This window comes from Aquitalea denitrificans (assembly GCF_009856625.1).
GTDB classification, from domain to species: Bacteria; Pseudomonadota; Gammaproteobacteria; order Burkholderiales; family Chromobacteriaceae; genus Aquitalea; species Aquitalea denitrificans.
Genome location: NZ_CP047241.1, coordinates 3,109,994 through 3,125,287 on the forward strand (window position 1 = coordinate 3,109,994; position 15,294 = coordinate 3,125,287).

At 59.4% G+C, this 15,294-nt stretch carries 15 protein-coding genes and 1 tRNA gene; 8 read left to right on the forward strand and 8 right to left on the reverse strand.

The features are described from left to right. Positions 1-5: 5 nt before the first annotated feature. The 5 genes from GSR16_RS14135 to GSR16_RS14155 form a co-directional block, all read right to left on the reverse strand. Positions 6-1,022 (reverse strand): ABC transporter ATP-binding protein, encoded by a 1,017-nt coding sequence (locus tag GSR16_RS14135; RefSeq protein ID WP_159878447.1) that lies wholly within the window; start codon positions 1,020-1,022, stop codon positions 6-8. 60 nt (positions 1,023-1,082) lie between these two features. Further along, complete coding sequence (locus tag GSR16_RS14140; protein WP_159878449.1) at positions 1,083-2,237, reverse strand: ABC transporter substrate-binding protein; 1,155 nt, start codon at positions 2,235-2,237, stop codon at positions 1,083-1,085. Positions 2,238-2,503: 266 nt separating this feature from the next. Further along, positions 2,504-3,436 carry a LysR family transcriptional regulator gene (locus GSR16_RS14145; RefSeq protein WP_240902494.1) on the reverse strand — a complete coding sequence of 311 codons (933 nt, stop codon included), beginning with the start codon at positions 3,434-3,436 and terminating at the stop codon, positions 2,504-2,506. Positions 3,437-3,535: 99 nt separating this feature from the next. Further along, positions 3,536-3,611: transfer RNA gene (locus tag GSR16_RS14150), tRNA-Asn, on the reverse strand. 85 nt (positions 3,612-3,696) lie between these two features. Further along, positions 3,697-6,756: an Rne/Rng family ribonuclease gene (locus GSR16_RS14155; protein WP_159878451.1), complete on the reverse strand. Its 3,060-nt coding sequence runs from the start codon at positions 6,754-6,756 to the stop codon at positions 3,697-3,699. Positions 6,757-7,275: 519 nt separating this feature from the next. Here GSR16_RS14155 and GSR16_RS14160 point away from each other — a divergent pair. From GSR16_RS14160 to GSR16_RS14195, 8 genes are all read left to right on the forward strand, one after another. Then, a complete protein-coding gene (locus tag GSR16_RS14160) occupies positions 7,276-8,211 on the forward strand; it encodes an RluA family pseudouridine synthase (RefSeq protein ID WP_159878453.1) in 936 nt (311 codons plus the stop codon). Further along, positions 8,211-8,870 (forward strand): HAD-IA family hydrolase, encoded by a 660-nt coding sequence (locus GSR16_RS14165; RefSeq protein WP_159878455.1) that lies wholly within the window; start codon positions 8,211-8,213, stop codon positions 8,868-8,870. The genes GSR16_RS14160 and GSR16_RS14165 overlap by 1 nt, the downstream gene beginning before the upstream one ends. Then, complete coding sequence (locus GSR16_RS14170) at positions 8,867-9,205, forward strand: Rieske (2Fe-2S) protein (RefSeq protein ID WP_240902495.1); 339 nt, start codon at positions 8,867-8,869, stop codon at positions 9,203-9,205. The genes GSR16_RS14165 and GSR16_RS14170 overlap by 4 nt, the downstream gene beginning before the upstream one ends. 41 nt (positions 9,206-9,246) lie before the next feature. Further along, entirely contained in the window at positions 9,247-10,185 is a 939-nt protein-coding gene (locus GSR16_RS14175) for a S49 family peptidase (protein ID WP_159878459.1), read from the forward strand. A 27-nt stretch (positions 10,186-10,212) separates the two neighbouring features. Further along, on the forward strand, positions 10,213-11,049 hold the full coding sequence (gene motD / locus GSR16_RS14180; RefSeq protein ID WP_159878461.1) for a flagellar motor protein MotD: 837 nt from the start codon (positions 10,213-10,215) through the stop codon (positions 11,047-11,049). Positions 11,050-11,077: 28 nt separating this feature from the next. Beyond that, positions 11,078-11,668, forward strand: coding sequence for a malonic semialdehyde reductase (locus tag GSR16_RS14185; protein WP_159878463.1), 591 nt, complete (start codon positions 11,078-11,080; stop codon positions 11,666-11,668). Between the two features lie 104 nt (positions 11,669-11,772). Continuing rightward, positions 11,773-12,813, forward strand: coding sequence for a quinone-dependent dihydroorotate dehydrogenase (locus tag GSR16_RS14190; RefSeq protein WP_159878465.1), 1,041 nt, complete (start codon positions 11,773-11,775; stop codon positions 12,811-12,813). A 16-nt stretch (positions 12,814-12,829) separates the two neighbouring features. Continuing rightward, a complete protein-coding gene (locus GSR16_RS14195) occupies positions 12,830-13,297 on the forward strand; it encodes an outer membrane lipoprotein (RefSeq protein ID WP_159878467.1) in 468 nt (155 codons plus the stop codon). A 67-nt stretch (positions 13,298-13,364) separates the two neighbouring features. Here the strand turns inward: GSR16_RS14195 and GSR16_RS14200 are convergent, their stop codons facing one another. From GSR16_RS14200 to fur, 3 genes are read right to left on the reverse strand one after another with little or no spacing between them, the layout of a single operon-like run. Then, positions 13,365-14,096: an arginyltransferase gene (locus tag GSR16_RS14200; protein ID WP_159878469.1), complete on the reverse strand. Its 732-nt coding sequence runs from the start codon at positions 14,094-14,096 to the stop codon at positions 13,365-13,367. Then, the gene (aat, locus tag GSR16_RS14205) at positions 14,083-14,784 is read right to left on the reverse strand and encodes a leucyl/phenylalanyl-tRNA--protein transferase (RefSeq protein WP_159878471.1); all 702 of its coding nucleotides are present in this window, start codon (positions 14,782-14,784) and stop codon (positions 14,083-14,085) included. Before aat ends, GSR16_RS14200 begins: the two co-directional genes overlap by 14 nt. Further along, positions 14,784-15,212, reverse strand: coding sequence for a ferric iron uptake transcriptional regulator (gene fur / locus GSR16_RS14210; protein ID WP_159878473.1), 429 nt, complete (start codon positions 15,210-15,212; stop codon positions 14,784-14,786). The genes aat and fur overlap by 1 nt, the downstream gene beginning before the upstream one ends. Positions 15,213-15,294 lie beyond the last annotated feature (82 nt).

The window sequence follows — 15,294 nt, forward strand, 5'->3', positions numbered from 1 at the left end:
CCTCCTCAACCGGCCAAGGCATGCATGGCCTGTGCCGGCAGCCATACCGTGATCGGCTGGCCCGGTGTCAGCGCCAGCGTGGCAGCAGCATCGTCATTGGGCAGCACCATGCTGATGATGCGCTCCGGGCCGGCTTCCAGCTCGTAGCGGCTGACCGCGCCCAGATACTGCACATCCAGCAGACGGGTAGGCAGGCGGATGCCATCACCATCCTGGACGTCTTGTGCCGGACGTATGCGCTCTGGCCGCACGGCAAAAGCCTGCTGCTGGCCGGTCAGGCTGGCGGCCCAAGCGGCATCGAACACATTGGAAGTACCGACAAAGTCGGCCACAAAGGCGGTGGCCGGACGGGTGTAGAGTTCTTGCGGGGCGGCAATCTGTTCGATACGGCCCTTGTTGAACACCGCCACCCGGTCCGACATCGACAGTGCCTCGCCCTGATCATGGGTGACATAGATGAAGGTAATACCCAGCTTGCGCTGCAGAGCTTTCAGCTCGGTCTGCATCTGTTCGCGCAGTTTCAGGTCCAGCGCGCCCAGCGGTTCATCCAGCAGCAGGACACGCGGCTGCAGGATCAGCGCCCGCGCCAGTGCCACGCGCTGGCGCTGGCCACCGGACAGGGCCGACGGGCGGCGGCTGCCGTACTGCCCCAGCTTGACCATTTCCAGCATGGCTTCGGCACGGCGATGACGCTCGGCACGGGCCACGCCCTTGATCATCAGCCCGTAGGCCACATTGTCCAGCACACTCATGTGCGGAAACAGCGCGTAGTCCTGGAACACGGTGTTGACGTCACGCAGATTGGGCGGCAGGCCAGCGGCTTCACGGCCGAAAATCTGGATGGAGCCACTGCTGGGCTGCTCGAACCCGGCAATCAGCCGCAGGCTGGTGGTTTTGCCGGAACCGGACGGCCCCAGCATGGAAAAGAATTCGCCCTCGGCAATGGCAAGGTCGATCTGGTCTACCGCGCGCACGGCATCGTAATGGCGGCTGACCTGTTGGAAACGCACAGCAAGGCTCATGAACAAGACTCCCGGCTGCCCACCGGTACCACACCGGCAGGCAGCATGTTCTGCATACGGTCAGCGACCGCCCATGATGGCAATGTAATCGGCAGTCCAGCGGCTGTAGGGTACACAGCTACCCTGGCTGCACTTGGCCACCGGCGTACGCCAGAAGCGGATCTGGCCGAAGCGGTCAAAACCGTTGCTCTGGCAGAAATTGCTGCCACCAGGAGCCTTGGTCTTGCAGGCGTCCGCCACCACCGGATTGGAACCAAACCATTCGGCCAGTGCGGATTGCAGATTCTTGTTGAGCGACCATTCCATCCACTTGTATGCACAAACCGGGTGCTGGGCCTGGGCATGCAGCATGGTGGTATCGGCCCAGCCGGTGGCCCCTTCTTGCGGAATGGTGCCGGCCACCGGGAATTTCTCTGCTTGCAGGGTGTTGATGGTGTAACCCCAGGCACTGGAAACCGCCACGCCTTCTTTCTTGAAGTCGTTCATCTGTACCGTGACATCGTGCCAGTAACGATGAGTCAGGCCCTTTTGCTGACGCAGCAATTGCAGCACGGCAGCGTACTGGGCCTCGTTCAGTTCATACGGATCCTTGATTCCCAGCTTGGGACTCTTGTGCATCAGGTAAAGCGCAGCGTCGGCAATATAGATGGCACCGTCGTAAGCTTGCACCCGGCCCTTGTTGGGCTTGCCGTCCGGCAGATTGCCCGGCTCAAACACCACCGACCAGCTGCTAGGCGCTTTGGGGAAGATCTTGCTGTTGTACATCAGGAAGTTGGCCCCCCACTGGTAGGGCACACCATAGGGCTTGCCGGCCACGGTGAACCAGTTGCCGTTCTTCACGCGCGGGTCCAGCGTCTTCCAGCTGGGAATCAGGGCCGGATTGATTTCCTGCACCTTCTTGCCATAGATCAGCCGCAGCGAGGCATCGCCGGATGCCGTCACCAGGTCGTAATTGGGCGAATTCATCAGCGACACCATTTCATCCGAGGTGGCGGCGGTCTTGACGTTCACCTGGCAACCGGTGGCTTTTTCAAAGCCGGTCACCCAATCGTAATTCTTGTCGCTCTGGCCACGTTCGATATAGCCGGGCCAGGCAATGATATTGAGCTTGCCTTCCGGCTTGCCCAGGCTGGTCAGCGGTGCGGCCAGCACGGCAGGGGCAATCAGGCTGGAACTGACCAGGGCGGCGGTCAGGCGAATCAGGCTGCTTTGCATCACGTTTCTCCTTCTCCAAGGACTGCGCATTGTGCGTCTGGGAATGTGTGAGCCGATTCTAGGCAGTGTTCGCCACCGCCCCTAGCCAGTGTGGCCAATGACAGCACTTGGAAAAACAGATAGCTCATGCCAGAGGCAGGCAAATGGGAATAACGCAGACCGTAGAAACTACACCAGACCTCCGTGCAGACCAGGTGTACCACATGACATTGGGTAATTTATCGAAAATTCCGATCAGTAATACGCGATTATCTTTTAAATAGATATCAGGAGAAGGTCTGTTTGTGGCTGCGACTGTACTCTCTGGCCAGGGTAAGGAAGTTATGGGTGTTGTCAGAAACCTGCATGCCACGCCGCCATACCACCCCGACTTCCAGCGTCGGCGTTGCCTCCTGCAAGGGCAGCACCTCCAGCCTATCCCCCTCCAGCGACCAGGGGCGATACAGCACATCCGGCATGATGGCCAGCCCGGCACCAGTCGCCACCAGGCTACGCATGGCCTCCACCGACGCAGTACGCACCGCCAGCTGCGGCTTGCGGCCAATCTGCCGCCATAGCGCGGTAGCCACGTCTTCCAGTTCGTCCAGCTTCAGCGCCACCAAGGGCTGGTCGGCCAGATCTGACAGCGTCACCACACCACCATCCAGCAGGCGATGACCGGAAGGCAGCCACAGGCGATAGCTGGATTGTTGCAACACCTCGGTATGCAAGGCCTGACGGTTCTGCACATTGGAAACAATGAGTACCGCAGCATCCAGTTCGCCATTGACCAGCAGGTGCTCGATGTAGTCGCGCTGATCCTCCACCACCCTCACATCCACTTGCGGGAAAGTGCTGCGAAACCGCTCCAGCAGATAGGGCAGAAAGTAACCGCATACCAGGCTGGTGACGCCGATATTGAGCTGGCCGGTGACGGCATCCGGTCGGGTAGACAGGGCTTCGCGGGCATGGCGCACCGAGGCCAGAATCTGGTGGGCGTGGCGCAGAAACTGATAACCGGCATGGGTCAGGCTCATGCCACGGGCGTGACGGGTAAACAACAGCACCCCCAGATCATCCTCCAGTGCGCGAATGGCCTCAGTCACCACCGATTGCGAAACATTCAGGTCCTGTACGGCACGAGAAATGGATTCCATCTCGGCCACGGCAACAAAATAGCGCACGTTTTTCAGCGTGATCGACACCCCAACCCCTTTCAACTACCAGTCCTTGTTATCTGGCAGATTGTGCCCGAGCGCAGCCAGGACGGACAGCACAATGCAAAAAGCCCAGTCATTGCTGACTGGGCTTCAAATGCTTGGCTCCCCGAGCAGGGCTCGAACCTGCGACCTGCGGATTAACAGTCCGTCGCTCTACCAACTGAGCTATCAGGGAATCGCCTAAAGAGAAAGCTATTCTATAAATAGCTGAGCAAATCGTCAAGCCCCTGCAAGTGTTTTTTGCAGGGGCAATTCAAGCATCAGTTGTTGCGGGTTTCCACTTGCTTCAGCTCAACGGCCACATGCTGCTCTTCCGTCTGACGTACCACGTCGCGACGGCGCGGGCCAGCCTGCACTTCCACTTGCGGAACTTCCACTTCGGAGACAGCCTTGGTTGCCACCATGACCAGACCACCCAGATCTGCCGGCAATGCGGCTTCCACCTTGGGCTGGGCCACTACCGCAGCTTCCACCACCACAGGTGCCGCTGCCACAGGCTCGATCTCGGCAACGTGTTCAAGCTGCACAGCAGCAGGCTGTTCGGCAGGTGCCGGTTCGGCGGCGACGGCCACCTCAGGCTGCTCCACCTTGGTTTCGACCACGGTGCTGATCTGTTCCAGCGGCGCAGCCACTTCGGCTACTTCAGCGGTCTCGACAGCAACAGGTGCTTCGGCAACGACAAGCACTGCAGGCGCAGCAACCTCGGCCACCACCACTTGCTCTGCCTGCGCAGTCTGTTCGGATGCAGCTTCAGCCGGTGCGGCAACAACAGCTGCCGTCTCGACCGGAGCAGCCGCCGGGGCAACAACTTCTTGTGCAAGCTCGGCAGGAGCCACGGCAACTTCAGCTTCTGCAGCCGGTTGGGCAACCACTTCGGCAGCTACCGCAACCGCAGCGGCGGCAGCCACGCCAGCAACAGCCACTTCGGCAGTCACATCACCAGCGGTAGTTTCTGCCACCTGAGCGGTGCTATCGCCTTCGACATTGTCACGGCGACGGTCACGACGACCACGGCGGCGGCGACCACGCTCACCTCGCTCCTGCTGTTCGGCAGACTCGGCGGCAGCCTCCACGCCTTCGGCGCTGTTCAGGTTCAGTTCTTCCTGAGCAGCAGCCAGCGGCTTGTCAGCTTCGTTGCGCTCGGGCTGTTGACGACGGCGGGACGGCTTTTCAGCAGCTTGCGGTGCAGCCTGTTCGCCACGCTCTTCAGTTTGCGGGCGGGCATTCTGTTCACGCGTTTCGCGGTTTTCACGCGGCTCGCGTTCGCGGCGCTGACGCGGTTCGCGTTGCGGCTGTTCGCTGCGCTCGGCACGTTCCGGACGCTCCGGGCGCTCGGCACGTTCCTGGCGCTCTACACGCTCCGGACGTTCCTGCCGGTCACCACGCTCACCACGTTGTGACTGACGACGGCCATCCTGGCGCTCACCATCGGCACGTGCTTCGGTCGGACGCTTGCCGGCCTCTTCACCCTGACGGCGATCGTGATGATCACGGCGTGCCTGACTGCCCGGACGACGTTCGTTGTTACGCTGGCGATTGCCATTGCGCTGACCTTCGCGCTGGCCGGCGGCTGCCGGTTTTTTCTTTTCGGTTTCCTGCGGTGCAGCTTCCGGCTCGGCAAACAGGCTCTTGACCCAGCCAAAGAAACGGCTGACCACGCCCTGTTCGGCCACCACCGGTGCTGCTGCAGCTACAGGCTGAGTGGATACCGGAGCCGGCTGTTGCGGGGTAATGCCCTTGACCGCGGCTTCCAGACGTTCGGCCTTGGGTTTTTCCTGGCCAAAGTTGGTGATGATGTCTTCTTCCTGCACTTCCACGCGCAGATAGCTCGGGCCATCGCCCAGTTCGGCCAGATCGTCGTGACGAATGCGGGCGATCTTGTAATGTGGGGTTTCCAGATGGATGTTCGGAATCAGCACCACATCCACGTCCAGACGCTCTTCGATGGAGTGGATTTCGGCACGCTTCTCGTTCAACAGGAAGGTGGCGACATCAACCGGCACCTGTGCGTGTACCGCACCGGTGTTTTCCTTCATCGCCTCTTCCTGGATGATGCGCAGGATGTGCAGGGCGGAGGATTCGGTACCACGGATGAAGCCGATGCCATGGCAACGCGGGCAAGGCTCATGGCTGGTTTCACCCAGCGACGGCTGCAGACGCTGACGCGACAGTTCCAGCAGGCCAAAGCGGGACAGCTTGCCCATTTGCACGCGAGCACGGTCGTGCTTCAGTACATCACGCAGCTTGTTTTCCACTTCGCGCTGGTTTTTCGGGTTTTCCATGTCGATGAAGTCGATCACGATCAGACCGCCCAGGTCGCGCAGACGCAGCTGGCGGGCGATTTCTTCGGCGGCTTCAACGTTGGTGCGCAGTGCGGTTTCCTCGATGTCGGCACCCTTGGTGGAGCGGGCGGAGTTGACGTCGATGGACACCAGCGCTTCGGTGTGGTCGATCACGATGGCACCACCGGACGGCAGCTGTACGCTACGCGAGAAGGCGGTTTCGATCTGGTGTTCGATCTGGAAGCGGGAGAACAGCGGTACGTGATCCTTGTACAGCTTCACGCGATGCACCATGTTCGGCATCACGTGGCTCATGAACTGGCGGGCCTGTTCGTAGATTTCGTCGGTGTCGATCAGGATTTCGCCGATATCCGGATGGTAGTAGTCACGGATGGCGCGAATCACCAGGCTGCCTTCCTGCAGAATCAGGAAAGGCGCGCTTTGCGAACCGGCCGCACCTTCAATGGCGCGCCACAGCTGCATCAGGTAACCCATGTCCCATTGCAGTTCTTCCAGATTGCGACCGATACCGGCAGTACGGGCAATCAGGCTCATGCCATTGGGCACTTCCAGCTGGGAGAGCAGGTCTTTCAGTTCCTGACGCTCTTCACCCTCGATGCGGCGGGATACGCCACCACCACGCGGGTTGTTGGGCATCAGTACCAGATAGCGGCCAGCCAGGCTGATATAGGTGGTGAGAGCAGCGCCCTTGTTGCCACGCTCGTCCTTTTCCACCTGGACAACCACTTCCATGCCTTCACGCAGCACGTCCTGAATGCGCGGACGGCCACCGTCATAGCCCTGGAAATAGGAACGGGAGACTTCCTTGAACGGCAGGAAGCCATGGCGTTCGGTACCGTAATCAACAAAGCAGGCTTCAAGGGAAGGCTCGATACGGGTGATGATACCCTTGTAGATATTCCCCTTGCGCTGTTCCTTGCCAACGGTTTCGATATCGAGGTCGACCAGCTTTTGCCCGTCGACGATGGCAACGCGCAGCTCTTCAGCTTGCGTTGCATTAAACAACATGCGTTTCATAAACGTTCCCTGCGCGGCACTCACGCAAGGGATGCAGCCAGTATTTGACGGCCCAGAGGCTATTGATGGGCGCTTTCCGAAAGAAGTGTTGGTATAAAGATCATTACAACCGAGATATCAAGCCTACTTCCTGACTAAATTCACACGTGCCCGGGGGTTTGAGCGCATTAGCGCATCGGAAATTTTCTCCCAGCCCGCCATCGCGGGCGAGCTGGACAAACTGGAGGGCTGCGTGCCGGGTCAAACTTTGCTGCAAGATCTCCTGACTGGCTCTGCATCAGGAAATGGAATACTCGTGAGTGCGTTATGCGACTAAATGCATTACCATCGCTGCTTTTTGGTGAGCGAGTTAACCTTGGCTGCGGCCGGTTGACGCGGCATCAGGTCAGGGTCAACACCCTGCCGGCCGGTTCACTTTCCCGCAGCAGCATCACGCGGCAATACTGCCTGTGACCATGGCTTTCCGGAACGCTGTCATCGCACTGAAATGTGCGGTCGAGCGCACGAAGTATAAGCAATATGACTGACATTCGCAAAGACTCCGTCACGTTTCTTGACGTAGACGAGGGAGATTCCGGCCAACGGCTGGACAACTTTCTGGTGCGCATTCTGAAAGGCGTACCAAAAAGCCATATTTATCGCATTCTGCGCTCGGGCGAAGTGCGGGTGAACAAGGGCCGCAGCGACGCGTCTTACCGCATCCAGGCGGGCGATACGATCCGCATTCCACCCATACGCGTGGCCGAGCGCCCGGTCAACGATGTGCCGCCCGGCAGCTTTCCGGTGGCATACGAAGACAATGCCCTGCTGGTAATCGACAAACCGGCCGGCGTGGCCGTGCATGGCGGCAGCGGCGTGTCCTTCGGCGTGATCGAACAACTGCGCAAGGCGCACCCGGACTGGAAATATCTGGAACTGGTACACCGACTGGACCGGGAAACCTCCGGCCTGCTGATGCTGGCCAAGAAGCGCTCGGCGCTGGTGAAACTGCACGACATGATGCGTGCCAATGTACCGGACAAGCGCTATCTGGCGCTGGGTCTGGGCTCGTGGGACCCGAGCAACAAGAGCGTCAAGCTGCCCTTGTTCAAATTCCACACCGCCGATGGCGAGCGCCGTGTCAAGGTGGCCGAGGGCGACGATGGCCAGTTTGCCCACACCAATTTCAGCGTGGTGGAGCGCTTTGCCGACTTCACCCTGGTGGAAGCCCATTTGCGCACTGGCCGTACCCACCAGATCCGCGTGCATATGCAAGCCAGTGGCTGCCCGATTGCCGGCGACGAAAAATACGGTGATTTTGCCTTTAATAAAGAATTGGCCAAACGCGGCCTGAAACGCATGTTCCTGCACGCGCGCAGCCTGACCCTGCCCCACCCGCTGACTGGCGAGATACTGAAACTGGAAGCACCGCTACCAGCCGAACTGGAAGGCTTTCTGAAGAAACTGAGAAGCTGATGGCACGCGTTTACGACCTGCTGGTTTTTGACTGGGATGGCACGCTGATGGACTCTACCGCGCACATCACCCACTCTATCCAGAATGCCTGTCGCGAACTGGGCCTGCCGGTCCCTGACCGCCAGGCGGCCAGCCATGTCATCGGCCTGCGACTGGACCAGGCGCTACACATGGCCTGCCCCGGCCTGGACGATGCCCAGCACAAGGCGCTGACCGAATGCTTTATCCGCCATTACCGTAGCAGCGACGAAGACGTGACGCTGTTCGATGGCGTGCGCGAAGGACTGCATACGCTGCGCGAACGTGGCGTCTTCATGGCGGTAGCCACCGGCAACAGCCGGGTGGGCCTCAATCGCCTGCTGGCCGAAACCGGCCTGGGGCCGCTATTTGACGCCACCCGCACCGTGGACGAATGCCATTCCAAACCGCACCCAGCCATGCTGCAGGAAATCAGCGACGAACTGGGCGTGGAACTGGCCCGCACGGTGATGATTGGCGACACCAGCCACGACCTGAACATGGCACTGAATGCCCGCGCCCATGGCGTGGGCGTGAGCTATGGCGCACACGACGTGGGGCTGCTGCAAGACTGCCAGCCACAAACCATCGTCCACAGTTTTGCGGAGTTGCAGCAATGGCTGCTGGCACGGCTAGATTGATCTGCGACAGCGCCGCCCTGGTGGACAGCGGCCGCGCAGTGCGCTTTGAAATCACAAGCAGGGATGGCAAGCCGCAATCTGCCATCGCCCTGCGCTATCAGGGCCGGGTTTACGGCTATGTCAATGCCTGCCGGCACATCCCGATTGAGCTAGACCTGGAAGACGGCAATATATTTGACCTGTCCGGCCAGTATCTGGTGTGCAGCATGCACGGCGCGCTCTACCTGCCCAACAATGGACGCTGCGTTGGCGGCCCCTGTCGCGGTCAACATCTGCAGGCCCTGCCATTGGTCGAAGCTGATGGCAAGGTATGGCTGAATGTCATGCCAGACTGAATTTTGTTAGACTGCCGACATCCGCAATCAGGGCAACTGCAATGAACGATACTCCAAACTGGGAACGTCAACTGGTGGAAAAACTGGCCATGGCTGCCGTGGTGGAACAACGCCGCGCCCGCCGCTGGAAAATCTTCTTCCGTCTGGTGTGGCTGGGCATCATCGCGGTACTGCTGACCACCATCTTCCTGCGCAATGAGGACAAATCGGCGGATGCACTCACCGGCAGCGGCCATACCGCCGTGATCAGCCTGGATGGCGTGATCGACAGCGAAAACAATACCGCCGAAAAACTGAGCGCCGCCCTGGAAGACGCCTACAACGACCGCGGCACGCGCGGCATCATCATCGAGGCCAACAGCCCCGGCGGCAGCCCGGTACTGTCCGGCATGGCCTATGACGAAATCCGCCGCCAGAAAAAGCTGCATCCGGCAATCCCGGTATACGTGACCGTGCAGGAAGTCTGCGCCTCCGGCTGCTATTACATTGCCGCTGCGGCTGACAAAATCTTCGTCGACAAGGCCAGCATCATCGGCTCCATTGGCGTGTTGTCCGACGGCTTCGGCTTTACCGGCCTGATGGACAAGCTGGGCGTGGAGCGTCGCCTGAAAACCGCTGGCGAGAACAAGGCCATGGGCGACCCCTTCTCCCCGGTTAATCCGAAACAGGACGCTATCCGCCAGCAATTGCTGGATGACATCCACCAGCAATTTATCAAGGCCGTCAGGGATGGCCGTGGCAGCCGGCTTAAAAACGACCCGCAGTTGTTCTCTGGCATGGTGTGGATTGGTGAAAAAGGCATTCCGCTTGGGCTGGCTGATGGCCTGGGCAACACCCGCTCGGTAGCCCGCGATGTGATCAAGGCAGAAAAGACGGTGGACTACACCCAGCAGGACGACCTGTCCAGCCGCGTGGCGCGCAAGATCGGCGTGGAGTTTGCCGGCGGCGTACGCAGCCTATTCAATACCCGCCTGTTCTGACCACCCCACACCGCCACGGAGCATAAAATGGCACGCAGAAGACGTCGGCAGGAAGAAGAGCACGAAAACCACGAACGCTGGCTGGTTTCCTACGCCGACTTCATCACCCTGCTGTTTGCCTTTTTCGTGGTGATGTACGCCATCTCCTCGGTCAACGAAGGTAAATACCGGGTGCTGTCCTCAGCCATTGTCGACGCATTCCGCAGTGGTTCAACAATCAATATCCAGACCACTCCGCCTACCGGCGGTGCCAATACCATGATCGAGATTCCCGATACCAAGCCGATTGCCAAGGCGGTAAAGGGGGATCATCACATTGAACCCACGACCAAGCTGGGCTCGCTGGCAGCCGACATGGCCAAGGTGATGGATCCGCTGGTCAAGGGTGGTCAAGTCAACATTACCCAAAGTCCCAAGGGCATTACCGTGGACATTCGCGACACCGCCCTCTTCCCGGTAGGCCAGGCAGCGCCCAACGACCAATCGCGCCAGATCATGTCCAGCATGGCAGCCCTGCTGTCCAAGGTGAACAACCAGATCCGAGTGGAAGGCTTTACCGACAATGTACCGATCAAGACCTCCATCTATCCCTCCAACTGGGAACTGTCCGCGGCTCGTGCCGGCAGCGTAGTTCGGTTATTCCAGGAAAACGGTATCAATCCGGCACGGCTGGTGGCCGTAGGCCGTGGCGAGAACCTGCCGGTGGCAGACAATGCCACACCGGATGGTCGCGCCACCAACCGCCGTGTATCAATCACGGTGCTGGCCGAAGACCAGAACGAGGCAGAAGTGCTGCCATCCCAACCCTCCACCACACCAACCCCTGCTCCCGCCCAGGCAGCGGCGGTGCCTGCCGGCAAATAGCCCGCAACAAACAATACAGGACATCCTCATGAATACCCCGTTACCGGCAGCAGCACTGGCTCAACTGTTTCACAACGCCCGCACCCACAGCCACTGGCAGCAGCGTGACATCAGCGATGAAACCCTGCACCAGCTGTTTGATCTGCTCAAGCTTTGCCCCACCAGTGCCAATGCCTCCCCTGCACGCTTTGTATTCCTCAAGAGCAACGAGGCCAAGGCGCAGCTGCGCCCCTTCCTGATGGAAGGCAACGTGGAAAAAACCCTCAGCGCACCAGTATGCGTGATCGTGGCACAGGACATGCAGTTCTACGAACACCTGCCACAGCTGTACCCGCACGCTGATGCCAGGAGCTGGTTCGAAGGCAACGCCGCTGCCATCGAAACCACGGCATCACGCAATAGCAGCTTGCAAGGTGCCTACCTCATCATGGCCGCCCGCGCACTGGGGCTGGACTGCGGTCCGATGTCCGGTTTTGACAATGCCGGCGTGGATGCATCCTTCTTTCCCGATGGCCGCTTCCGCTCCAACTTCCTGATCAATCTGGGTTATGGCGACGTGGAAAAACTGCACCCGCGCTCGCCGCGTTTCGACTTTGCCGACGCCTGCCAGATACGCTGAGCAGCCTGTCGCCGGTCGGTGCCCCTCTCCGAACCGACCGGCAAAACTTCGGTTAGGGCGCGTGCACGGTTATACTAGCAGGCATATTCACTCCGGAGATACCGATGCTCTACCCCCTTCTGCGCCCTCTGCTGTTCAGATTTGACGCAGAAACCGCCCACGAACACACCCTGCATCTGCTGGACAAGGCACATCAGTTGCGCCTGCTGTCCCTGGCAGCCCCCGCAGCCACGCGTGCGCCGGTCAAGGCCATGGGCCTGACCTTTCCCAATGCGGTGGGCCTGGCGGCAGGGCTGGATAAAAACGGCGATCATATCGATGCGCTGGCGGCATTGGGCTTTGGTTTTCTGGAAATCGGCACCATCACGCCACGCCCACAGGACGGCAACCCCAAGCCACGCCTGTTCCGTATACCGGAACATCAGGGCATCATCAACCGCATGGGTTTCAACAACCGTGGCGTTGATGTGCTGCTGGACAATGTGCGCAACTGCCACTTCAACGGCGTACTGGGCATCAATATCGGCAAGAATGCCGTTACCCCGATAGAAAATGCGGTAGACGACTACCTGATCTGCCTGGACAAGGTGTATGCCTATGCCAGCTATATCACGGTCAACATTTCCTCACCCAACACCAAAAACCTGCGCCAGCTGCAACAGGGTGACGAACTGTCCCGCCTGCTGTCCGCCCTGAAAAACCGACAGCAGCAACTGGCCGATCAGCATGGCCGCTATGTCCCGCTGGCAGTGAAGATTGCCCCGGATCTCGACGATGAACAGATTGCCGACATTGCCCGCCTGCTGACCATCAACAAGATTGATGGCGTGATCGCCACCAATACCACGCTGTCCCGTGTTGAAATTGCCGGCCATCCCCTGCAGGATGAAACTGGCGGCCTGTCAGGTGCTCCGGTACGGGAGCGCTCAACGGCGCTGATCCGCAAGCTGGCCCGCGAGCTGGATGGCAGCCTGCCCATCATCGGCGTAGGCGGCATTTTCAGCGGAGAAGATGCGGTAGAAAAACTCCAAGCAGGTGCCACACTGGTACAGCTGTACAGCGGCCTGATCTATCAAGGCCCGCCGCTGATTGCCCAGTGCAGCCAGGCCATTGCGCAGTACTTGCAGCAACAAACCCGAAACTGATTTCAAGGAGCCCATCATGTTCTACAAGATGACTCGCCTGGCCTTGCTGGGCAGCTTGTCACTCGGCCTTCTGGCCGGCTGTGCCACTTCCGACTCGGCTGCGGTCTACTCTCAAGGCCAGATGCGCAGGGCGCAAACAGTTGAACTCGGAACTGTGGTTTCTGTAAACAATGTCAAGATGGAAGGCAAAAACAACGAACTGCTGACCTTGGGCGGTGCCGCATTAGGTGGCCTGGCAGGTAGCGAACTGGGCGGCGGCCGCGGCTCCATTGCCGGTGGCATCGTTGGCGCATTGGCTGGCGGTTTTGGTACGCAGGCAGCCCAACGCAGCATGGGTACCAAGAATGCGCTGGAAGTCACCGTGAAGCTTGATGGCAGCGGACGCATGATTTCCATCGTACAGGATGCAGATATCCCGCTGGCTGCAGGTCAGCGGGTGCGAGTACTGACCGGCAGCGGTGACGATCGCGTCGTACCCTTCTGATTGCCGGTTACAGGCACTGCAAACCAAACAGGCTGACCATGGTCAGCCTGTTTGGCAGTTATCCCCTTCAGGGCATTACAGCCATCGTCACCCAACGCCCGTCACGTAAACACTCCAGCGGTCGATACTGCGACTTGTAGGCCATCTTGCGGCAATCAGCAATCCAGTAACCCAGATACAGATAAGGCAGTTCCCACACTCGCGCCAGCTCAATCTGCCACATTACGTTGAATACGCCGTAGCCAGCTTGGGCATCATCCGAGTCGTAGAAGGTGTATACCGCAGACAGCCCATCGGACAAGCGGTCGATCAGGCTGATCATTTTCAGCTCGCCCGCCAGACGGAACTCCGCCAGCACGCTCTCTACACCGCTCTTCAGGATGAACTCCGAATACTGCTGCACATTGTCCTCGGCCATACCGCCACCAGCATGGCGCGATTGTTGATAGCGGTGATAGAGCTGGTAATGGTCTTCGCAGAACTCCAGTGGCAGCAGCCTGACTTCCATTTGCTGTAGACGTTTCCAGCTGCGACGCTGGCTCCGATTAGGCTGAAAATCGGCTACCGGCAGCCTGACGGGCACGCAAGCCTGGCAACTGTCACAGTAAGGACGATAGGTATACAGACCGCTGCGGCGAAAACCCAGCTTGACCAACTGGCTATACACCGCCGCGTCGATGGCCTCAGCCGGAATGGCTACCTGCGACCGCGCCTGGCGATCGTCCAGATAGCTACATGGGTAGGGTGCAGTCGCGTAAAAATGAATAGCAACCGCCGATGGGGCATCACGATGGCTCATTGTCGAAGTGATAGATCCACATACTGTCCGCCTGGGGTTCAAGCGTACTCTGCTTCAGCTTAGCAAGAAATAAGGTTCTTGGAATCAGTGTCGCGCCCAGGCTTTCCAGATGTGGGGTATGCATCTGGCAGTCGATCATCCGCACACCTTGCCCGGCCAGGTGGCGAGCCATGTGGACAAAGGCAATCTTGGAGGCATCCGTGCGGTGCGAAAACATTGATTCTCCATAGAACATCCTCCCCAAACCAACGCCGTACAAGCCACCGGCAAGCTCGCCATCCATCCATACTTCAAACGAATGGGCGATGCCCAGCGCATGCAACCTGCAATAGGCCTCAACCATGGGGGGAATGATCCAGGTCCCGGCCGCGCCATCGCGCGGGGCGGCACAGGCTTCAATCACCTGCCGGAAAGCGGTATCGACGGTGACACGGAAGGGGCGGTTGCGCAGCACCTTGTCCAGCGAGCGCCGGACGTGCAGCTGTTCGGGAAACAGCACCATGCGCCGGGAAGGCGACCACCACAGGATGGGCTCGCCCTCGGAAAACCAGGGGAAGATGCCCTGGGTGTAAGCCTGCAGCAGGCGGGCAGGCGACAGGTCGCCGCCCGCGGCCAGCAGGCCATCCGGCTCGGCCAGTGCGGTACGAACCGGAGGAAAAACCAGTTCTTGGCCAAGCCAGGGAATCATTATTTACTGCCGGACTTGCCCTGGCATTCGACACATTCGCCATACAGGTACAGCGCGTGTTCGGCAATGCGGAAACCATGCTGCTCAGCGATACGATCCTGCAGTGCTTCGATTTCCGGGTCGAAGAACTCCATTACGCTGCCACACTTCACACATACCATGTGGTCGTGATGGCCGCCCTGGTTCAGTTCGTATACCGCCTTACCGGACTCGAAATGGTGGCGCACCAGAATGCCCGCCTGTTCGAACTGGGTGAGCACACGGTAAATGGTGGCCAGACCGATATCGATATTTTCGGCCAGCAGTTTGCGGTAGACATCTTCGGCAGACATGTGGCGGTCTTCTGTCATCTCGAACAGGTCAAGAATTTTCAGACGTGGACCGGTAGCCTTCAGGCCGATATCTTTAAGGTGACTGGCTTTGCTCATCGTGATATAAATTGGGTCGATTTTTGAAGCATGATAAAGCCTTTTTGCGGCTTTGCCTAACATCGCCAGTTAATTATTACTC